The sequence below is a fragment of the Pseudomonas sp. Yb2C2 genome (genome assembly GCF_052112325.1).
Taxonomy (GTDB): domain Bacteria; phylum Pseudomonadota; class Gammaproteobacteria; order Pseudomonadales; family Pseudomonadaceae; genus Aquipseudomonas; species Aquipseudomonas marginalis.
Genome location: NZ_JAVAJK010000027.1, coordinates 1 through 19,150, shown reverse-complemented (window position 1 = coordinate 19,150; position 19,150 = coordinate 1). Strand labels below are relative to the sequence as shown.

Here is a 19,150-nt window from a genome sequence, read left to right as displayed (position 1 = left end):
GTGATGACGTCTGCATTGTTTATTCCGGAACTGGGCCAGTTGGCGATGATCCTCGCCCTGTGCTTTGCCATCGTCCAGGCGGTGGTGCCGTTGCTCGGTGCCTGGCGCGGTGACCGCCTGTGGATGAGCCTGGCGCAGCCGGCGGCCTGGGGCCAGTGTGCGTTCCTGGTGTTCGCGTTCGGCTGCCTGACCTACGCCTTTATGACCGACGACTTTTCCGTCGCCTATGTAGCGAATAACTCCAACAGCGCCTTGCCCTGGTACTACAAGTTCAGCGCGGTGTGGGGCGCCCACGAAGGCTCGCTGCTGCTGTGGGCGTTGATCCTCGGCGGCTGGACCTTCGCGGTGTCGGTGTTCTCGCGCCAGTTGCCGCAAGTCATGCTCGCACGGGTGCTGGCGGTGATGGGCATGATCAGCATCGGCTTCCTGCTGTTCCTGATCATGACCTCCAACCCGTTCACCCGCATCCTGCCGCAGATCCCGGCGGACGGTCACGACCTCAACCCGCTGCTGCAGGACATCGGCCTGATCGTGCACCCGCCGATGCTCTACATGGGCTACGTGGGTTTTTCCGTAGCCTTTGCCTTCGCCATCGCCGCCTTGCTCGGCGGGCGCCTTGATGCGGCCTGGGCGCGCTGGTCGCGGCCGTGGACCATCGTCGCCTGGGCGTTCCTCGGCATCGGCATCACCCTCGGTTCGTGGTGGGCCTACTACGAACTCGGCTGGGGCGGCTGGTGGTTCTGGGACCCGGTGGAAAACGCGTCCTTCATGCCATGGCTGGTCGGCACTGCACTGATTCACTCGTTGGCCGTCACCGAAAAACGCGGCGTGTTCAAGAGCTGGACCGTGTTGCTGGCCATCGCGGCATTTTCCCTCAGCCTGCTCGGCACCTTCCTCGTGCGTTCGGGCGTGTTGACCTCGGTGCATGCGTTTGCCTCCGACCCGGAGCGCGGTGTGTTCATCCTGATCTTCCTGCTGTTTGTGGTCGGCGGCTCCCTCACCCTGTTCGCCCTGCGCGCACCGGTGGTCAAGAGCCAGGTCGGCTTCAACCTGTGGTCGCGGGAAACCCTGCTGCTGGGCAATAACCTGGTGCTGGTGGTGGCCGCGTCGATGATCCTGCTCGGCACCTTGTACCCCTTGGTGCTGGATGCCCTGAGCGGCGCCAAGCTGTCCGTCGGCCCGCCGTACTTCAACGCGTTGTTTATTCCGTTGATGGGCCTGTTGATGGGGGTGATGGCGGTCGGTGTACTGGTGCGCTGGAAGGACACCCCGGTCAAATGGCTGGCCGGCATGTTGATGCCGGTGCTGCTCGGCAGCGTGGCCCTGGCCGTGGTCGCCGGTATCGCCTATGGCGACTTCAACTGGGCGGTGCTCGCCACCTTCCTGCTCGCCGCCTGGGTACTGCTGGCCGGTGTGCGTGACATCGTCGACAAGACCCGCCACAAAGGCCTGGTCAAAGGCCTGCCGACCCTCACCCGCAGCTACTGGGGCATGCAGATCGCTCACATCGGCATCGCCGTGTGCGCCCTCGGCGTGGTGCTCTCCAGCCAGAACAGCGCCGAGCGCGACCTGCGCCTGGCGCCGGGCGAGTCCATGGACCTGGCCGGTTACCAGTTCATCTTCGAAGGCGCCAAGCACTTCGAAGGGCCGAACTTCACGTCAGACAAAGGCACCGTGCGCGTAGTGCGTAACGGTAAAGAGATCGCCGTGCTGCACCCGGAAAAACGCCTGTACACCGTGCAGAGTTCGATGATGACCGAAGCCGGTATCGACGCCGGTTTCACCCGTGACCTCTACGTGGCCCTGGGTGAACCCTTGGGCGATGGCGCCTGGGCCGTGCGCGTGCATGTGAAACCGTTCGTGCGCTGGATCTGGTTCGGCGGCTTGCTCACCGGCTTTGGTGGTTTGCTCGCGGCGCTGGATCGCCGGTATCGGGTCAAGGTCAAGAGCCGGGTGCGTGAAGCGCTGGGCCTGCAAGGAGCGGCGGTATGAAGCGTTGGTTGATGGTCGTGCCGCTGGCCCTGTTTCTGGTAGTGGCGGTATTCCTGTATCGCGGCTTGTACCTGGACCCGGCCGAGCTGCCCTCGGCGATGATCGGCAAGCCGTTCCCCGCGTTCAGCCTGCCGACCGTGCAGGGTGACAAGACCCTGACCCAGGCCGACCTGCTCGGCAAACCGGCGCTGGTCAACGTGTGGGGCACCTGGTGCATCTCCTGCCGCGTCGAGCACCCGGTGCTGAACAAGCTGGCCGAGAAGGGCGTGGTGATCTACGGCATCAACTACAAGGACGACAACGCGGCGGCCTTGAAGTGGCTGGCGGAGTTCCACAATCCCTACCAGCTGGATATCCGTGATGAAGACGGCAACCTTGGTTTGAACCTCGGCGTGTATGGCGCCCCGGAAACCTTCTTCATCGATGCCAAGGGTGTGATCCGCGACAAATACGTCGGCGTGATCGACGACGTGGTGTGGCGCGAGCAACTGGCCGCCAAGTATCAGGCGCTGGTCGACGAGGCCAAGCCATGAAGCGCCTGTTAGCCGCTGCCGTGCTGGCGCTGGGCTTGGCCGGGGTGGCCCACGCTGCCATCGACACTTACGAATTCGCCAAGGACAGTGACCGCGAGCGTTTCCGCGAACTGACCAAGGAGCTGCGCTGCCCCAAGTGCCAGAACCAGGACATCGCCGACTCCAACGCGCCCATCGCCGCCGACCTGCGCAAGGAAATCTTCCGCATGCTGGGGGAGGGCAAGGACAACCAGCAGATCATCGACTTCATGGTCGACCGCTACGGTGATTTCGTGCGCTACAAACCGGCCCTCACCGGCAAGACCGCGTTGCTCTGGTTCGGCCCCGCCGGGCTGCTGCTGGCCGGCGTGGTGGTGATGGCCGTGATCGTCCGCCGTCGCCGCGCCGCGCCTACCGATGGTTCCGACGCGCTATCCCCCGAAGAGCGTAAACGCCTCGACCAATTGCTGGACACCAAGACTGATGATTGATTTCTGGCTCGCAGCCGGCTTGCTGCTTCTGATTGCCCTGAGTTTCCTGTTGATCCCTGTGTTGCGTGGCCGCCGCGCCCAGCGTGAAGAGGATCGCACCGCGCTGAACGTGGCGCTTTACCAAGAACGTGTGGCCGAGCTGCAAGTGCAGCAGGACGAAGGTGTGCTCGACGCCGCGCAGCTCGACAGCGGCCGCGCCGAAGCCGCCCGCGAGCTGCTGGCCGACACCGAAGGCGTGGAAAAGCCCCGCGAATCGCGCCTGGGCAAGCCGCTGCCGTTGCTCGCCGCCATCCTTGTGCCGGTGCTCGGCCTTGGCCTATATATGCATTTCGGTGCCAGCGACAAGGTTGAACTGACCCGCGAGTTTTCCCAACCGCCGGTGTCCATGGAAGACATGACCCAGCGCCTGGAACGCGCCGCCGCCGCCCAACCGGACTCGGCGGAAGGCCTGTACTTCCTCGGTCGCGCCTATATGGCCCAGGATCGTTCCGCCGATGCCGCCAAGGTCTTCGAGCGTACCGTGGCGCTGGCCGGGCGCCAGCCGGAACTGCTCGGCCAGTGGGCCCAGGCGCAGTACTTTGCCGACAACAAACAGTGGTCGCCCAAGGTCCAGGCGCTGACCGACGAAGCCTTGAAGCTTGACCCGAAGGAAGTCACCAGCCTCGGCCTGCTCGGTATCGCCGCGTTCGAAGGCCAGCGTTATCAAGAGGCAATCGACTACTGGAAGCGTCTGCTGGCCCAGTTGCCGCCGCAAGACAGTTCCCGTGTCGCGTTGCAAGGTGGCATCGACCGCGCAGCCGAGAAGTTGAAAGAGAGCGGCGGCACCGTCGCCCCGGCGCCTGGAGCGGTTCTTAAAGTGCGTGTGGATTTGTCCGCGGATGTGAAGGCCAAATCCCTGCCTACCGACAGCGTATTTATCTTCGCCCGCGCCGTCAGCGGCCCGCCGGCACCCTTGGCGGCCAAGCGCGTCACCGTTGCCGAGTTGCCCGTCACCGTCGACCTCGGCGATGCCGACGCGATGATGCCGCAGTTGAAACTGTCCAACTTCCCTGAAGTCCAACTGGTTGCGCGCATATCCCGGGCCGGTCAACCGACCACTGGCGAGTGGATCGGCCGCAGCCAACCCCTGGCCAGCAGTACCACTGCGCTGCAGCAGCTGACCATCGACAGTCCGGACAAGTAATTTCGAGGAAACGCCCATGACCGCATTTGCACGCATCACCCTGCTCAGCCTGGTAGTGGGCCTGAGCGCCTGTGCGGTCCACCGCCCACCGCCTGCGCCGACCGGCCCGACTATCCCATCGTCAGGCCCTTCGACCCAGCCGAGCACCAAGCCCTCGGGCCCGGTGACCCCGCCGCCGAAGCCACTGCCGACCAAATCCCCCACCTTCGCCCCGCCACCGGGCGCCGCCAGCCACTGGGACGGCAAGATGCAGGTGTATGTGCTGGACGACCAGCCTGACACCTTCTACCGCCAGCGCACCTACTACCGCTGGAGCAACGGCTGGAGCCGCTCCATCAGCCCCAACGGGCCATGGGAAGACACCGACGTGCAAGGCGTGCCGCCGGGATTGAGCAAGCAGTACGCGCAATGACAAAAGGCGACCTTCGAGTCGCCTTCTTCATGCCTGTGAAACCCATTCTTCCAGACACTGGAGGGCAAATGTAGGAGGGGGGCTTGCCCCCGATAGCGGTCTTTCAGTTGATTAATGCCTGACTGACCTCCCGCTATCGGGGGGCCCCTCCCACAGGAGATCTCCTCGGCCATCAAGCCACAGTACACTCCCGCTCCAGTGCCGCACCCCCTAACAACTGCGCAATCTCAACCATCCGTACCACCGCTAGCACCTGCTTGCGGCTTGAATCATCTTCAAATGGGGCGATGTTGGCTCTGGAAGATTTTGAATTGAAGATACTTCCGGCTGTCTCGCCCTTTGAAACGGACTGAATCACCGCCACAGGCGACTTTCAAAAAACTCACCAACCCATCAGGGTTGAGCAAGCACTACGCCCAGCAAATATTGAGGCGGCGCGCACTTCAGTAACGTGGTCGCTGCCGAGGGATTGCTGGATATACTTTCCAGTGCGGGGAAAATCGCCATTGGCCTGCGCGCCGACCAGGTCCAAGCCAGGAGTCGCGCAGGGCTACCCGTGGTGCAACCAATCTGGCAACAAGCGAAGAGGATGTTTTGATGGCGGGCAGGTTGATCTATCTCATCGGGCCATCGGGTTCGGGCAAGGACAGCCTGCTGGAGGCTGCACGCCCGCGGTTGGCCGAGCGCGGTTGCCGGATTGTGCGCCGCGTGATCACGCGCTCGGCGGAAGCGGTGGGCGAGGCGGCCCAGGGCGTCAGCCCGGAGCAATTCGCCGTGATGCAGGCCGAGGGTGCGTTTGCCCTCAGCTGGCACGCCAACGGGTTGTCCTACGGCATCCCCAAGGTCATCGACGAATGGCTGGCAGCGGGGGAGGACGTGCTGGTCAATGGTTCTCGCGCGCACCTGGCGCAGACCCGCGAGCGCTACCCGGATGTGTGGGTGCTGTTGCTGGCGGTGGATCAAGCCGTATTGCGCCAGCGCCTGGTGGCGCGGGGGCGTGAGGCCCAGGCGGATATCGAGGAGCGTCTGGCGCGCAATGCACGGTTCACCGCCGAACTGATCGCCGGCAATGGCTCGGGGTTGTTTGTGCTGGATAACTCCGGGCCACTGGAACACACGGTCGAGCGCCTGCTGTGTTGCCTGAACCAGGGGCATTGCGTATGGGCCTGACCCTGCCTGCACCGGGGACGTGCGGGGCATGTCAAGCGGCGAGATCCTGACATGCAGCGAATTCGGCGGAAAACCTTAAGTGCATGTATCTGGGTGAGGCCGGATTTGGTGTAGTCAAATCAGCACGGTTTTGTAGGATTATGTTTTTTTCCTGAAAATCCAATAAGTTTTTTTGCGCGAAAGTGTGTGTTCAGTTGTTTAAATTGCAAGTGGTTTAGTGCCTGTCTTAGCGCATGTTGCGCCGCCTTAGTGTGTTTCAGTACGAACTAAATCAGCGCTGTCCTGAGCGTTTTCTGCATGGGAGTTTATTGCGTCGATTCTGATTGACTCGACTCATTAACTTACTATAGGGAGCGCACTGCCCATGATTTGCTCTGAACGTTCTCGGCTCAACTTCTCACTTGAAAACCTGCCGCCTTCCGATCCTGGCCCCTATGGTGTGGGCGCCGGTCGCAAACCAACCTTCACGACGGAACAGGCCGGAAAGTACATCACCCGCAATAATCTGCATTTCCACGACCGTAATGGCGACAAGCGGATCGACCTCTCCTATACCGTAGACCCGACGTTCAGCGTCGCGCAGCAACGCCGAGTGCGCCAGGCGGTGCAATATTGGGAGGACGTGGCCAACATCAGTTTCAAGGAACGGGCAGCCGGCGCCGACGGCACGGTCCACATCAAAAACAACCCGCGCGGTGACCGTGGCGTCGCCAGCTCACCCTCCCGCGGCATTACCACCACCACGGCCACGGTCGGCACACTGCGAGAAAGTAGTTCGCCGGCGCAGGGCAGTCACTTTTCAGTCACTACCGTGCATGAAATCGGCCACGCCATCGGCCTGCAGCATCCGGGTGACTACAATGGCGGCGGTGCTGATTACAACAATGGTGCCAGGTATGCCGGCGATACAAAGGCACGCAGTGTGATGAGCTACTGGTCGGAGACGAACCAGGCCGGCCATGATTTTCGGTATTCGAATCCCTCTGCCCCGATGATGGATGACATCGCAGCCGTTCAGCGGCTCTATGGGGCCAATCACAAAACCCGCAACACCGACACCACCTACGGTTTCAATTCCAATACCGGCCGCGACGCCATGACCCTCACCAGTGCCAGGGATAAAGCTATCTTTTGCATATGGGATGGGGGCGGTAACGACACCCTGGATTGTTCCGGGTTTTCCCAGAACCAGAACATCAATTTGAACGCCGAGTCGTTTTCCGATGTGGGCGGCTTGAAGGGCAATGTTTCCATCGCCAAGGGCTGCGTGGTTGAAAACGCCATCGGTGGGGCCGGACGTGATGTCTTGACGGGGAATGAGGCGGACAATCGGCTCAAGGGCGGCTTGGGTGCAGACAGGCTGCGGGGCGGCGGCGGGGCGGATATTTTTGACTACGACAAGGCCAGCGACTCCACACCGCAGCAGCCTGACCTGATCGAGGACTTTACCAGCGGGACGGACAAGATTGACGTCTCGGGTGCATTGAAAGAGGCGCGCGTCGGTGCCCTGACGTTCACTGATCGATTCTCTGGTCGCGCCGGCGAGGCATTGCTCAGGTACGACGCGGCCACCGGGCGTTCAAGCCTGGAGATAGATCTGAAGGGGAGCGGCAGCGCCGACCTGGTGGTCAAGAGCATTGGCCAGATCAAACCCGGCGATGTGCAGTGGCAGGGGCAAAAGCCGGAGGTTAAACCCGCACCGAAGGTTGTCCCCACACCGGCCCCTGCGCCGCCGCCGGCGCCCCCGCCGGATAGCAGCACGGACCCGCTTGCAGCGTTACGCGAGGTAATGATCAAGGCGTTCTCAGCCTTGTTGCAGTGGATACAAAACATCGTCCAGCCGTCGGATGCCCGCAGATAACACTGCCATGACGAGGCGCTGACAGGCTCGGGCCTTGATCAGCGCCTGCCATAGTCGGCAAACGCCGGCGCCCTGGCCCTTGCCATGCACAGACAAGCCTGTGGGGAATACCCATGGCATGTCATTCGGTTGGCGGTTTTCAACATCGCGCAAAACCACCATCAGTCAGCCTGACCTATTTTGTGCTTGAGTAAAGATAACTCTAGGGTTGCTTTTATTTGGGCCGAGCCAAGGAGGCTGGGGTGCAAGGCAGGCTATTGATCAAGGAGCTGCAAGAGGCGGGTTGGGTGCTGGATCGGGTCACGGGCAGTCATCCTATTTTTACCCACCGCTATAACCCGTACACGATCCCGGTGCCGCATCCGAAGAAGGATCTGCCGCTGGGCAGCATCAGAAGCATCAGGAAACGTGCCGGGCTGTTTCAGTTTTAAGGAGAGCATTCATGCAATACCCAATCTGTATCGAATGGGGCGATGACTTCACCGCCACCGGTATCCAGATCCCCGATATTCCAGGCGCAGTCACCGCCGGGGACAGTTTCGAAGAGGCCTACAACGCCGCTGTGGAAGTCGCGCACATCCTGCTGCAGGAGATCGCCGCAGAGGGTGGGGTGATTCCGATGCCAACGTCGGTGGCCGATCATCACGCCCACGAAGACTACGCCGGGATGGGCTGGGGCATGCTGGAGCTGGACATCTCGCCGTATCTGGGCAAGACCGAGAAGGTCAATGTGACCTTGCCCGGCTATGTCATCCAGCGAATCGACCGCTATGTGCGCGAGCACAAGGTCAAAAGCCGCTCGTCATTTCTGGCGGATGCGGCTTTGGAGAAGTTGGTGCGTTCCTAGGCGGTGGCGACAGCCGTTTGCCGCGACGCACTGAGGAACCGCAACAACGCCACCAGTGGGAACGCACTGCCCACCAGCATCACACCCAGCCAGCCAGCGTGTTCGTACACGCTGCTGGCAATCGCCGAGCCGAAGGCACCGCCGATGAAGATGCTGGTCATGTACAGCGCGTTCAAACGGCTGCGGCTGTTGGCGTCGAGGGCGTAGATGGCGCGTTGGCCGAGGACCATGTTCATCTGCACGCAGAAGTCCAGGACCACGCCGGTCACCGCCAGGCCGATGACGCTGTACAGCGGGTGCACGAAGGCCGGCAGGAAGCTCAACACCGCAAAGACCATGGCCAGCAGCGACGCGCGGTGGGTGTGGCCGGCATCGGCCAGGCGCCCGGCGATGGGGGCGGCAATGGCGCCGATGGCACCGACCAGGGCGAAGAGCGCGATCTGGGTCTGGCTCAGGCCGTGGTTGCGCACCAGCTCCAGCGGGGCGGCGGTCCAGAACAAGCTGAACGTGGCGAACATGCAACCTTGGTAAAACGCGCGTTGGCGCAGCAGCGGTTGTTCACGCAGCAGGGTGCCCAAAGAACGTAGCAATTGGCCGTAGCTGGCGCTGTGGTCAGGCTGGCGCTTGGGGATGGTCAGCATCAGCACCACGCTGATAAACGCCATTAACGCGGCGGCGGCCATGAACATCGCGCGCCAGCCAAAATGGTCAGCCACGACGCTGGACACTGGCCGCGCCAGCAGGATGCCCAGCAGCAGGCCACCCATGATGCTGCCGACCACCCGGCCCCGAGACTCGGCAGGCGCCAGGTGTGCGGCCAGGGGGATCAGGATCTGTACCGACACCGAACTGAAGCCGATCAGCAACGACACCAGCAGGAACAGGTTCGGTTGTTCGGTAAAGGCCGCGCCCAACAGGCTGGCAATCGCCACCACGGTCGTGATGATCATCAGCTTGCGGTTTTCCAGCAGGTCGCCCAGGGGGACCAGGAAAAACAGGCCGAGGGCATAGCCGATCTGCGTCAGGGACACAATCAGGCTGGCCATCGCGGGGGTGAGGCCGATGTCGGGGGCGATCAGTTCGATGATCGGCTGGGCGTAGTAGATGTTGGCGACGATGGCGCCGCAGCAAAACGCAAACAGCATCACCATTGCGCGGGTCATGGTGCTCGTAGCGTGGGGGGTAGCATTCATGGTGTTCTCATAAAAGCGAAGGTAGATGGCGAGCGAGAGTAAAGACAAGGCTCAACGGCGAGTAGGCCGTTTGTGGTGATATCACTTATGCCGGGTGATGATACATTCAGAAACAACTGCTGAAACAGGAAATCCAGCGCCATGAAAATCACGTTCAACAAGATACTCCTGGCTTCAAGCCTCGCTGCTGCAATGGCCCTGGGCCTGGCCAATGCCGCCGATGCCCCGCGCGTAGGCGTACGCGGGGCAATCACCGCGATGGACGGGGATGCGATGCAGGTCAAGGTCAACAGCGGTGAAGACGTCACCGTGCACCTGACCAAGGATACCCAGGTGCGCGCCGTTACCCTGGCCAAGATCGACGAAATAAAACCCGGCAGCTACATCGGCTCGGCCGCCATGCCCAACGCCGACGGTACTCTCACGGCGCTGGAAGTGCATGTGTTCCCGCCAGCCATGGCTGGCACGGGGGACGGGCATCGGGCGTTTGACCTGAAGGAAGGCAGCAGCATGACCAACGGCACCGTCGGCGACCTGGTGGTCAGCAAAGGGCGGACGTTGACCGTGAAATACAAAGGCGGCGAACAGAAGATCGTGGTGCCGGAGGATGTGCCGATCGTCAACCTGGAACCGGGGGACCGCAGCTTGCTCAAGCCGGGGGTGAAGGTGGTGTTGTTTGCCGCGCAGGGGGCGGATGGGAAAATCACGGCCCAAGCCATCTCAGCCGGCAAGGATGGCGTGACACCGCCGATGTAGCTGCAAAACCCAGATCTAAATGTGGGAGGGGCGAGCCTCCTCCCACATTTGTCAGTTACTGACCGGAGTAGATCTGGTCGAAAACCCCACCATCATTGAAGTGGGTTTTCTGCACGGTGCGCCAGTCACCAAAGGTCTTCTCCACCGACAGGAAGTCGACTTTCGGGAAGCGGTCGGTGTACTTGGCCAGCACCTTCGGGTCACGCGGGCGCAGGTAGTTGTTGGCGGCGATTTCCTGGCCTTGCGGCGACCACAGGTACTTCAGGTAGTCTTCAGCCGCCACGCGGGTGCCTTTCTTCTCGACCACTTTATCCACCACCGACACCGGCGGCTCGGCTTCGGCGGAGACGCTTGGGTAGATCACTTCGAACTGGTCACGGCCGAATTCACGCGCGATCATTTCCGCTTCGTTCTCGAAGGTCACCAGCACGTCGCCGATCTGGTTGGTCATGAACGTGGTGGTGGCGGCGCGGCCACCGGTGTCCAGCACGGGCGCCTGTTTGAACAGCTTGCCGACAAAGGCCTTGGCCTTGTCTTCATCGCCGCCGTTCTTGAGCACATAACCCCAGGCCGACAGGTAGGTGTAGCGGCCGTTACCCGAGGTTTTCGGGTTGGGCACGATCACCTGCACGCCATCTTTCAACAGGTCAGGCCAGTCTTTCAGGGCTTTCGGGTTGCCCTTGCGCACGATGAACACGGTGGCCGAGGTAAACGGCGCGCTGTTGTTCGGCAGGCGGGTGACCCAGTCGTCCGGCACCAGTTTGCCGTTGTCGACCAGAGCGTTGATGTCGGTGGCCATGTTCATGGTAATCACGTCAGCCGGCAGGCCGTCGATCACCGAGCGCGCTTGTTTGCTGGAACCGCCGAAGGACATCTGCAGGGTCAGCTTGTCGTTCGGGTGCTCGGCCTCCCAGTGCTTCTGGAAGGCGGCGTTGTAGTCCTTGTAGAAATCGCGCATCACGTCGTAGGAGACGTTGAGCAGAGTGACCGGGGCGGCCTGGACGGCGCCCGCCAGGGCAAGGCCGGCGGCCAGGAGAGAGGCGCTTACGAGTTTTTTCACTGCTCATTCCTTGTTGTTCGGGAGAAGAGGGGAGGCACATTGCCAGCGACTATAGCCGGGGGCACTTAGTCGCTTAAAGATTAAAAAGAACTTTGCTTATTCCACTTTCTTAAAAAGATTGCTGCCGCAGCGCGAACAGAACGCCGCGTTGGGCTCGTGGCTGTTTTTCCTGCACACCGGGCAGTCGTGTTGCAGTTGCTCACCGCGCATGGCACTGGCCAGCTCGGCAGTAAAAATCCCCGTGGGCACGGCGATGATCGAGTAACCGGTGATCATCACCAGCGACGAAATCACCTGGCCCAACGGCGTCTTGGGCACGATATCGCCAAAGCCCACGGTGGTCAGCGTCACGATCGCCCAATAGATGCCCTTGGGGATACTGGTGAAGCCGTGCTCCGGGCCTTCGATCACATACATCAAGGTACCGAACACCGTGACCAGGGTGCACACGCTCACCAGGAACACCACGATCTTCTGCTTGCTGCCGCGCAGCGCCGCCATCAGGTAGTTGGCCTGCTTGAGGTACGGGCTGAGCTTGAGCACGCGGAAAATCCGCAGCATCCGGATGATGCGGATGATCAGCAGGTACTGCGCGTCGCTGTAGTACAGCGCAAGGATGCCGGGCACGATGGCGAGCAGATCCACCAGCCCGTAAAAGCTGAAGGCGTAGCGCAACGGCTTGGGCGAGCAGTACAGGCGCAACCCGTACTCGATCAGGAAGATCAGGGTGAAGCCCCATTCAATGTAGGCCAGCACATCGGCGTAGTTCTGGTGGACCTGGTCGATGCTGTCGAGCATCACGATCACCAGGCTGGCGAGGATGATCAACAGCAGGATGCCGTCAAAGCGCCGCCCGGCGACGGTGTCGCTTTGAAAAACCATGACGTAGAGCCGCTGACGCCAGTCGTTGTTGCTGTCCATAAAGCCCGCCTGAATCGAATATCGAGCAAGCCTAGGGGGATTCGAAGGGGCTGTCCATGCGGGGTTTCCTGAGTATTCGGGCGCCGGCGAGTACCAGCCAGCAGGCAAGGACAAACGGCGCGGTGAGTGCCGGCAGATGCAGGGCAGCAAAGCCCGGTGTGAGAAGGATCGCCAGCAGGATGCCGAGCAGCGGCAGCCAGGGTTGGCGCCGTGCCTGGCTCAGCGCCAGGGCCGCGAGAGCCGGGTTGTAGCTGTGCAGGCCGAGGAGGGCGGCGCTGGTGTCGTCCAGCAACAAGGCGATCATTACGCCGCTGCTGGCGCCGATCACGGCCCAGACCGCGGCACGTCGGTTCGCCAGCCACAGGCCGAGGGCAATCAGCGCGCCCGCCAGCGGCTGGTCCAGCAGCATGATTTGCGCGAGGCCGGTGAACGGCGCGCCGAGCACCGCCAGGGTATCGGGCTCGCCGAGGGCGAAGGCACTGTGTGGGACGCTGCCCAGCAGCAGCCAGCCCAGGCCGACAAAGGGCGCGGTGTAGGCGGGCAGGTCGTGCGGCCGACTGGCGTGTTTCAGCCACTGCCGCGTGAGGATCGCGCTCAAGCCGCCGCACGCGAGGATCAGCGGTGGCAACAAGGCCGACCAGGCGAAATGCTGGCTGATCAGCAAACCAAGCAGCACGCCGTTGTAGCTATAGAGTCCAGCCTGGCGCTCGGCCTTGGGATAGTCGCGACGCTGGGCCGTGAGCAACCCGGCGACCCCACCCAGCAGCGCACCGCCGAGCAAGGCCGGGGCGCCGATCAGGATCGCCAACAGGCACAGCAGGCCGCACAACGGATGGCGTTGCAGGAAGATCTGGCTGAAGCCGTTGAGCAGGGCTTCGGCCCAGTCGGGGCAGGTTGGGGTGTGCATGATGGGTATTCAGTGAGACCGAGTTGTTCCCATCGGGGGCTTGCCCCCGATGGGGCCTCTACAGGCGCTAGATCAGCGTCTCTATACGCAAGGAGTTGGTCGACCCCGTCTGCCCGCGCTGCGCCATGCCCTGGGCCTGGGCAATCTCCCGCGCCGTGGAACACACTTCATCCACCTGGCGAATCCAGTGGTAACGCCGGGCGTGATCGGCATGCTCACCGTGGCTGAAGTTGAGGCGAAAGATATTCACCCCGGCTTGCACCAGCTCGCGGATGTCGTCGATACCGTCGGTGGCCGGGCTCAGGGTGGCGAGGATCTTGACCTTCTTGTCAGGCGTCATGGCGGGCAGTCTCAAGGATCAGGATGGCGCGCACGTCATTCACATTGGTGCGGGTCGGCTCGGTAACGATCAAGCCGTCGAGGGCGGCGAAGTAGCCATAACCGTTGTTGTTATCCAGCTCGTCGCTGGCCGACAGGCCCAGAGCTTCGGCGCGCGCATAGCTGCACGGGGTCATGATTGCGCCGGCGTTGTCTTCCGAGCCGTCGATGCCGTCGGTGTCGCCGGCCAGGGCGTACACGCCCGGCAGGCCTTTGAGGCTGTCGGTCAGGCTCAACAGGAATTCGGCGTTGCGCCCGCCACGGCCGTTGCCGCGCACGGTGACGGTGGTTTCACCGCCGGAAAGGATCACGCACGGCGCCGCCAGCGGCTGGCCGTGCTGCACGATTTGCCGCGCGATGCCGGCGTGCACTTTGGCCACGTCCCGCGCTTCGCCTTCCAGGTCGCCGAGGATCAGTGGGCTGAAACCGGCCTGGCGCGCTTTCACCGCCACCGCTTCCAGGGATTGTTGCGGGCGCGCGATCAGTTGGAAGTGGCTGCGGGCGAGTACCGGGTCGCCGGGCTTGACGGTTTCCGAGGCTGGATTCTGCAACCAGCTGCGCACGGCGGCCGGTGCGTCGATGCCATAGCGCTTGAGGATCGCCAGGGCCTGTTGCGAGGTGCTGGGGTCGCCGACCGTGGGGCCGGAGGCGATGACCGTGGCCTGGTCGCCCGGCACATCGGAAATCGCGTAGGTGTAGACCGTCGCCGGCCAGGCCGCCTTGGCCAGGCGACCGCCCTTGATCGCCGAGAGGTGCTTGCGTACGCAGTTCATCTCGCCAATGGTGGCGCCGGATTTGAGCAGGGCTTTGTTGATGGCCTGCTTGTCGGCCAGGCTGATGCCTTCGGCAGGCAGTGCCAGGAGTGCCGAGCCGCCGCCGGAGAGCAGGAAGATCACCCGGTCGTCTTCGCCCAGGTTGCTGATCAATTCCAGCACGCGCTTGGCCACCGCCAGGCCGGCGGCATCGGGCACCGGGTGGGCGGCTTCGACCACTTCGATTTTCTGGCAAGGGGCGCCGTGGCCGTAGCGGGTCACCACCAGGCCCGAGACTTCGCCTTGCCAGCAATTCTCGACGACCAGCGCCATGGCGGCCGCCGCCTTGCCGGCGCCGATCACGATCACGCGGCCGCTGCGGTCGGCGGGCAGGCAGGGTTCGAGGACGTGCCGGGGGTGGGCGGCGTCGATGGCTGTGGCAAACAGCTCGCGAAGCAGGTGTTGCGGATCGACCGACATAAGCGGGCTCCCGGGGGATTTTTGTTATTAGAGGTGCAGCCCTTTCAAAGGGGGGTTACTTATCGCGAATCGAGAAGTTCGCCATATGCTCCAATCCCTTGATCAGCGCCGAGTGGTCCCAATTCCCGCCACCAAGCGCCGCGCAGGTGCTGAACACCTGCTGGGTGCCGGCGGTGTTCGGCAGGTTGATCCCCAGTTCCCTGGCACCGGCCAGGGCCAGGTTCAGGTCCTTCTGGTGCAGGTTGATGCGGAAACCCGGATCGAAGGTGCCCTTGATCATGCGTTCGCCATGCACTTCGAGGATCTTCGACGAGGCAAAGCCGCCCATCAGCGCTTCACGCACCTTGGCCGGGTCGGCGCCGTTCCTGGAGGCGAACAGCAGCGCTTCGGCCACCGCCTGGATATTCAGCGCGACGATGATCTGGTTGGCCACTTTGGCGGTCTGGCCATCGCCATTGCCGCCCACCAGGGTGATGTTCTTGCCCATGCTCTGGAACAGCGGCAGGGCGCGTTCGAAGGCCTGTGGTTCGCCACCGACCATGATGCTCAAGGTCCCGGCCTTGGCGCCGACTTCTCCGCCGGACACCGGGGCGTCGAGGTACTGCGCGCCGTGCTCGTTGATCTTCGCCGCAAACGCCTTGGTGGCCGTGGGAGAGATCGAACTCATGTCGATCACCACCTTGTTCGGCGACAGGCCCGCCGCCACACCGTCGGCACGGAACAGCACGTCGTCGACCTGCGGCGTGTCGGGGACCATGACGATAATGAACTCGGCTTCCTGGGCCACTTGCTGCGGGGTGGCCAGGGCCACGGCGCCGGCGCTGATCAGCTCGGCCGGCGCCTTGCCGTGGTGTTCGGAAAGAAACAGTTGATGACCGGCTTTCTGCAGGTTCGCGGCCATGGGCTGGCCCATGATGCCGGTGCCGATAAATCCGATTTTAGCCATGATGAAGTCCTCTTTTTATTCTCTGTGGGCGCTGGGCTTGCTGTGGTGAGCGGGCTTGTCCCGCGCTGGCTGCGTAGCAGCCCCATGGGGTCAGTGGTAAAGCCCCCCTCACCACAGCAAGCCCCCTCCCACAAGGTTTTGTGTGGTGTCGGTTAGATGGTGTTGTGGGCTTTAAGCCAGCCCAAACCCGCTTCGGTGGTGGTCAGCGGCTTGTATTCACAGCCGACCCAACCCGCGTACCCGATGCGGTCCAGATGTTCGAACAGGAAGCGGTAGTTGATCTCCCCGGTTCCCGGCTCATTGCGCCCAGGGTTGTCCGCCAGCTGGATGTGATTGATCTCCTCCAGGTGCGCCGCCATGGTCCGGGCCAGGTCGCCTTCCATGATTTGCATGTGGTAGATGTCGTACTGCAGGAACAGGTTGTCACTGCCCACCTGTTCGCGAATCGACAGGGCCTGTGCAGTGTTGTTGAGGTAGAAACCCGGAATGTCGCGGGTGTTGATCGCTTCCATCACCAGCTTGATGCCCGCCGCCTGCAGCTTGTCGGCGGCGTACTTGAGGTTGGCGACAAAGGTCTTTTCCACGGTTTCATCATCCACACCCTGGGGCCGAATCCCCGCCAGGCAGTTGATCTGGGTATTGCCCAGCACCTGGGCGTAGGCGATGGCCAGCGTGACCCCAGCACGGAATTCCTCGACCCGGTCCGGGTGGCACGCCAGGCCGCGTTCGCCCTTGGCCCAGTCACCGGCCGGCAGGTTGAACAGCACCTGGGTCAGGCCGTGGGCGTCGAGCTGGGCCTTGATGTCAGCCGAGCTGAATTCGTAGGGGAACAGGTACTCGACACCCTGGAAACCGGCATCGGCAGCGGCTTTGAAGCGAGCGAGAAAGTCCTGCTCGGTAAACAGCATGGACAGGTTGGCGGCAAAGCGCGGCATAGGGTTCTCCTTAATCGAGCAGGGAAATGGCAGTCGGTGCATCGTTGCCGACCAGGGCCAGGTCTTCGAATTCGTTGACGGCGTTGATTTCGGTGCCCATGGAAATATTGGTCACGCGCTCCAGAATGATCTCGACGATCACCGGTACCTTGAACTCCTCGATCATTTGTTCGGCCTTGCGCAACGCCGGCGCGATCTGTCCCGGTTCGAACACGCGCAGGGCCTTGCAACCCAGGCCTTCGGCAACTGCGACGTGGTCGACGCCATAGCCGTTCAGCTCGGGAGCGTTGAGGTTGTCGAAAGACAACTGCACGCAGTAGTCCATTTCAAACCCGCGCTGGGCCTGGCGGATCAGCCCCAGGTAGGAGTTGTTCACCACTACATGGATGTACGGCAGCTTGAACTGTGCGCCCACCGCCAGCTCTTCGATCATGAACTGGAAGTCATAGTCGCCGGACAGCGCCACCACCTTGCGGCTCGGGTCGGCCTTGACCACGCCCAGCGCCGCCGGAATGGTCCAGCCCAACGGGCCGGCCTGGCCGCAGTTGATCCAGTGGCGGGGCTTGTACACATGCAGGAACTGCGCGCCGGCAATCTGCGACAGGCCGATGGTGCTGACGTAGCAGGTGTCTTTGCCGAACACCTGGTTCATCTCTTCGTACACCCGTTGCGGCTTGACCGGCACGTTGTCGAAGTGGGTCTTGCGCTGCAGGGTCGCCTTGCGCTGCTGGCAGTCATGCAGCCAGGCACTGCGGTCCTTGAGCTTGCCGGCGGCTTTCCACTCGCGGGCCACTTCAATGAACATCGTCAGCGCGGAGCCGGCGTCGGACACGATGCCCAGGTCCGGGGTGAATACGCGACCAATCTGGGTTGGTTCGATGTCGACGTGAATGAATTTACGCCCTTCGGTGTATACCTCCACTGAACCGGTGTGGCGGTTGGCCCAACGGTTACCGATCCCCAGCACCACGTCGGACTTGAGCAGCGTTGCGTTGCCGTAGCGGTGGGACGTCTGCAGGCCGACCATGCCGACCATCTGGGGGTGATCGTCGGGAATGGTGCCCCAGCCCATCAGCGTCGGGATCACCGGGATGCCGGTCAGTTCGGCGAACTCCACCAGCAGCTCGCTGGCATCGGCGTTGATCACGCCGCCGCCGCTCACCAGCAACGGGCGTTCCGCCTGATCCAGCAGGGCCAGGGCCTTTTCGACCTGGATGCGCGTGGCCAGTGGCTTGGCCAGTGGCAGCGGCTGGTAGGCGTCGATGTCGAATTCGATCTCGGCCATCTGCACATCGAACGGCAGGTCGATCAGCACCGGGCCAGGGCGGCCGGAGCGCATTTCATAGAAAGCTTTCTGGAACGCGTACGGCACTTGGCCCGGCTCGAGGACGGTGGTCGCCCACTTGGTCACCGGCTTGACGATGCTGGTGATGTCCACGGCCTGGAAGTCTTCCTTGTGCATGCGGGCCCGTGGCGCCTGGCCGGTGATGCACAGGATCGGGATCGAGTCGGCCGAGGCGCTGTAGAGGCCGGTGACCATGTCGGTGCCCGCCGGGCCCGAGGTGCCGATGCACACGCCGATATTGCCGGCCTTGGTGCGGGTGTAACCCTCGGCCATGTGCGAGGCGCCTTCAACGTGGCGAGCAAGGACGTGATCGATGCCACCCACCTTCTGCAAGGCTGAGTACAGCGGGTTGATCGCAGCGCCTGGGATACCGAAGGCGGTGTCCACGCCTTCACGGCGCATGACGAGGACGGCGGCTTCGATTGCTCTCATTTTGCTCATGATTTTGGTGCCTCTTGCGTTTTGTAATTGTATACAAGTGGTGTCTTTCCAAAGTGTATTCACGGCGGGCTGCGCAGGTCAATCCATTTTGTTGATTGGTCTTTGCGTTCGTCGGAACGGCTTTTTTCGACGTGTGGAGTCTTTGTTTGAAAATATTGTATACAAAAATAAATGTCATTGTGTTCTATTTGTTTGGTCGAGCATCTGATCAAACAGACTTCCACCGCTTTCCCAATAACAAAAGAAGGACGGCACCATGAGCGCTTTAACCTTGAAGATTGCCACCCAACTGGCCGGCCAGGCCCTCAGCGCAGGGCGCACGATCTCAGCCGCACCGCTGACCGTTGCGGTCCTCGACTGCGGCGGCCACTTGATCACTCTGCAGCGCGAAGACGGCGCCAGCCTGCTGCGCCCGCAGATTGCCATCGGCAAGGCCTGGGGTGCGATTGCGCTGGGCAAGGGCTCGCGCTTGCTGGCGCTGGACGCACAGCAACGGCCGGCGTTTATCGCAGCGTTGAACAGCCTGGGGCAGGGCAGTGTGGTGCCGGCGCCGGGTGGGGTGTTGATT

The 19,150-nt window shown here is 62.5% G+C and carries 19 protein-coding genes and 1 pseudogene; 11 read left to right on the top strand and 9 right to left on the bottom strand.

What is annotated here, in order from left to right:
• Positions 1-3: 3 nt before the first annotated feature.
• The 9 genes from Q8X51_RS27950 to Q8X51_RS27910 all read left to right on the top strand — a co-directional run bounded on the left by Q8X51_RS27950 (position 4) and on the right by Q8X51_RS27910 (position 8,468).
• Complete coding sequence (locus tag Q8X51_RS27950) at positions 4-1,992, top strand: heme lyase CcmF/NrfE family subunit (protein ID WP_065947259.1); 1,989 nt, start codon at positions 4-6, stop codon at positions 1,990-1,992.
• Positions 1,989-2,525 carry a DsbE family thiol:disulfide interchange protein gene (locus tag Q8X51_RS27945; RefSeq protein WP_407693942.1) on the top strand — a complete coding sequence of 179 codons (537 nt, stop codon included), beginning with the start codon at positions 1,989-1,991 and terminating at the stop codon, positions 2,523-2,525. The genes Q8X51_RS27950 and Q8X51_RS27945 overlap by 4 nt, the downstream gene beginning before the upstream one ends.
• Positions 2,522-2,995: a cytochrome c-type biogenesis protein gene (locus tag Q8X51_RS27940; protein ID WP_065924463.1), complete on the top strand. Its 474-nt coding sequence runs from the start codon at positions 2,522-2,524 to the stop codon at positions 2,993-2,995. Before Q8X51_RS27945 ends, Q8X51_RS27940 begins: the two co-directional genes overlap by 4 nt.
• Positions 2,988-4,178, top strand: a complete 1,191-nt coding sequence (gene ccmI / locus Q8X51_RS27935; protein WP_407693943.1) for a c-type cytochrome biogenesis protein CcmI — start codon at positions 2,988-2,990, stop codon at positions 4,176-4,178. The genes Q8X51_RS27940 and ccmI overlap by 8 nt, the downstream gene beginning before the upstream one ends.
• Positions 4,179-4,194: 16 nt before the next feature.
• Positions 4,195-4,590 carry a hypothetical protein gene (locus Q8X51_RS27930; protein WP_065924465.1) on the top strand — a complete coding sequence of 132 codons (396 nt, stop codon included), beginning with the start codon at positions 4,195-4,197 and terminating at the stop codon, positions 4,588-4,590.
• 597 nt (positions 4,591-5,187) lie between these two features.
• Positions 5,188-5,760, top strand: a complete 573-nt coding sequence (gene phnN, locus Q8X51_RS27925) for a phosphonate metabolism protein/1,5-bisphosphokinase (PRPP-forming) PhnN (protein WP_065924466.1) — start codon at positions 5,188-5,190, stop codon at positions 5,758-5,760.
• Positions 5,761-6,124: 364 nt separating this feature from the next.
• Positions 6,125-7,621: a M10 family metallopeptidase C-terminal domain-containing protein gene (locus Q8X51_RS27920; RefSeq protein ID WP_407693944.1), complete on the top strand. Its 1,497-nt coding sequence runs from the start codon at positions 6,125-6,127 to the stop codon at positions 7,619-7,621.
• Positions 7,622-7,863: 242 nt separating this feature from the next.
• The gene (locus Q8X51_RS27915) at positions 7,864-8,052 is read left to right on the top strand and encodes a type II toxin-antitoxin system HicA family toxin (protein WP_407693945.1); all 189 of its coding nucleotides are present in this window, start codon (positions 7,864-7,866) and stop codon (positions 8,050-8,052) included.
• An 11-nt stretch (positions 8,053-8,063) separates the two neighbouring features.
• Complete coding sequence (locus Q8X51_RS27910) at positions 8,064-8,468, top strand: type II toxin-antitoxin system HicB family antitoxin (protein ID WP_407693946.1); 405 nt, start codon at positions 8,064-8,066, stop codon at positions 8,466-8,468.
• Here the strand turns inward: Q8X51_RS27910 and Q8X51_RS27905 are convergent.
• Positions 8,465-9,661 (bottom strand): MFS transporter, encoded by a 1,197-nt coding sequence (locus Q8X51_RS27905; protein WP_407693947.1) that lies wholly within the window; start codon positions 9,659-9,661, stop codon positions 8,465-8,467. The genes Q8X51_RS27910 and Q8X51_RS27905 overlap by 4 nt on opposite strands.
• A gap of 141 nt (positions 9,662-9,802) precedes the next feature.
• Between Q8X51_RS27905 and Q8X51_RS27900 the strand changes: the two genes are divergently transcribed.
• Entirely contained in the window at positions 9,803-10,417 is a 615-nt protein-coding gene (locus Q8X51_RS27900) for a DUF5666 domain-containing protein (protein ID WP_065947264.1), read from the top strand.
• A gap of 55 nt (positions 10,418-10,472) precedes the next feature.
• On the opposite strand, the gene Q8X51_RS27895 is transcribed toward Q8X51_RS27900, so the two are convergent.
• The 8 genes and pseudogenes from Q8X51_RS27895 to gcl all read right to left on the bottom strand — a co-directional run bounded on the left by Q8X51_RS27895 (position 10,473) and on the right by gcl (position 18,582).
• The gene (locus Q8X51_RS27895; protein ID WP_065947265.1) at positions 10,473-11,477 is read right to left on the bottom strand and encodes a sulfate ABC transporter substrate-binding protein; all 1,005 of its coding nucleotides are present in this window, start codon (positions 11,475-11,477) and stop codon (positions 10,473-10,475) included.
• A gap of 96 nt (positions 11,478-11,573) precedes the next feature.
• Positions 11,574-12,398, bottom strand: coding sequence for an ion transporter (locus Q8X51_RS27890; protein ID WP_065924473.1), 825 nt, complete (start codon positions 12,396-12,398; stop codon positions 11,574-11,576).
• A 31-nt stretch (positions 12,399-12,429) separates the two neighbouring features.
• Positions 12,430-13,305 (bottom strand): urea transporter, encoded by an 876-nt coding sequence (locus Q8X51_RS27885; protein ID WP_065924474.1) that lies wholly within the window; start codon positions 13,303-13,305, stop codon positions 12,430-12,432.
• 154 nt (positions 13,306-13,459) lie between these two features.
• Positions 13,460-13,645, bottom strand: a pseudogene (locus Q8X51_RS27880) (pyruvate kinase); the annotation flags it as partial.
• Positions 13,635-14,915, bottom strand: a complete 1,281-nt coding sequence (locus tag Q8X51_RS27875; protein ID WP_065924476.1) for a glycerate kinase type-2 family protein — start codon at positions 14,913-14,915, stop codon at positions 13,635-13,637. The pseudogene Q8X51_RS27880 and the gene Q8X51_RS27875, both read right to left, overlap by 11 nt.
• Before the next feature lie 55 nt (positions 14,916-14,970).
• Positions 14,971-15,861 (bottom strand): 2-hydroxy-3-oxopropionate reductase, encoded by an 891-nt coding sequence (locus Q8X51_RS27870; RefSeq protein WP_074844696.1) that lies wholly within the window; start codon positions 15,859-15,861, stop codon positions 14,971-14,973.
• A gap of 152 nt (positions 15,862-16,013) precedes the next feature.
• Positions 16,014-16,796, bottom strand: a complete 783-nt coding sequence (hyi, locus tag Q8X51_RS27865) for a hydroxypyruvate isomerase (protein ID WP_074844700.1) — start codon at positions 16,794-16,796, stop codon at positions 16,014-16,016.
• A 10-nt stretch (positions 16,797-16,806) separates the two neighbouring features.
• Positions 16,807-18,582, bottom strand: coding sequence for a glyoxylate carboligase (gcl, locus tag Q8X51_RS27860; RefSeq protein ID WP_065924479.1), 1,776 nt, complete (start codon positions 18,580-18,582; stop codon positions 16,807-16,809).
• Between the two features lie 256 nt (positions 18,583-18,838).
• Here gcl and Q8X51_RS27855 point away from each other — a divergent pair.
• A partial coding sequence (locus Q8X51_RS27855; protein WP_407694987.1) for a GlcG/HbpS family heme-binding protein occupies positions 18,839-19,150 on the top strand: 312 nt, incomplete at its 3' end.

Coding starts and splice junctions, on each gene's coding strand:
- gcl (WP_065924479.1), bottom strand. CDS start 18,582: ATGAGCAAAATGAGAGCAATCGAAGCCGCCGTCCTCGTCATGCGCCGT.
- Q8X51_RS27945 (WP_407693942.1), top strand. CDS start 1,989: ATGAAGCGTTGGTTGATGGTCGTGCCGCTGGCCCTGTTTCTGGTAGTG.
- Q8X51_RS27940 (WP_065924463.1), top strand. CDS start 2,522: ATGAAGCGCCTGTTAGCCGCTGCCGTGCTGGCGCTGGGCTTGGCCGGG.
- Q8X51_RS27905 (WP_407693947.1), bottom strand. CDS start 9,661: ATGAATGCTACCCCCCACGCTACGAGCACCATGACCCGCGCAATGGTG.
- hyi (WP_074844700.1), bottom strand. CDS start 16,796: ATGCCGCGCTTTGCCGCCAACCTGTCCATGCTGTTTACCGAGCAGGAC.
- Q8X51_RS27910 (WP_407693946.1), top strand. CDS start 8,064: ATGCAATACCCAATCTGTATCGAATGGGGCGATGACTTCACCGCCACC.
- phnN (WP_065924466.1), top strand. CDS start 5,188: ATGGCGGGCAGGTTGATCTATCTCATCGGGCCATCGGGTTCGGGCAAG.
- Q8X51_RS27875 (WP_065924476.1), bottom strand. CDS start 14,915: ATGTCGGTCGATCCGCAACACCTGCTTCGCGAGCTGTTTGCCACAGCC.
- Q8X51_RS27890 (WP_065924473.1), bottom strand. CDS start 12,398: ATGGACAGCAACAACGACTGGCGTCAGCGGCTCTACGTCATGGTTTTT.
- Q8X51_RS27950 (WP_065947259.1), top strand. CDS start 4: ATGACGTCTGCATTGTTTATTCCGGAACTGGGCCAGTTGGCGATGATC.
- Q8X51_RS27885 (WP_065924474.1), bottom strand. CDS start 13,305: ATGCACACCCCAACCTGCCCCGACTGGGCCGAAGCCCTGCTCAACGGC.
- ccmI (WP_407693943.1), top strand. CDS start 2,988: ATGATTGATTTCTGGCTCGCAGCCGGCTTGCTGCTTCTGATTGCCCTG.
- Q8X51_RS27900 (WP_065947264.1), top strand. CDS start 9,803: ATGAAAATCACGTTCAACAAGATACTCCTGGCTTCAAGCCTCGCTGCT.
- Q8X51_RS27920 (WP_407693944.1), top strand. CDS start 6,125: ATGATTTGCTCTGAACGTTCTCGGCTCAACTTCTCACTTGAAAACCTG.
- Q8X51_RS27870 (WP_074844696.1), bottom strand. CDS start 15,861: ATGGCTAAAATCGGATTTATCGGCACCGGCATCATGGGCCAGCCCATG.
- Q8X51_RS27930 (WP_065924465.1), top strand. CDS start 4,195: ATGACCGCATTTGCACGCATCACCCTGCTCAGCCTGGTAGTGGGCCTG.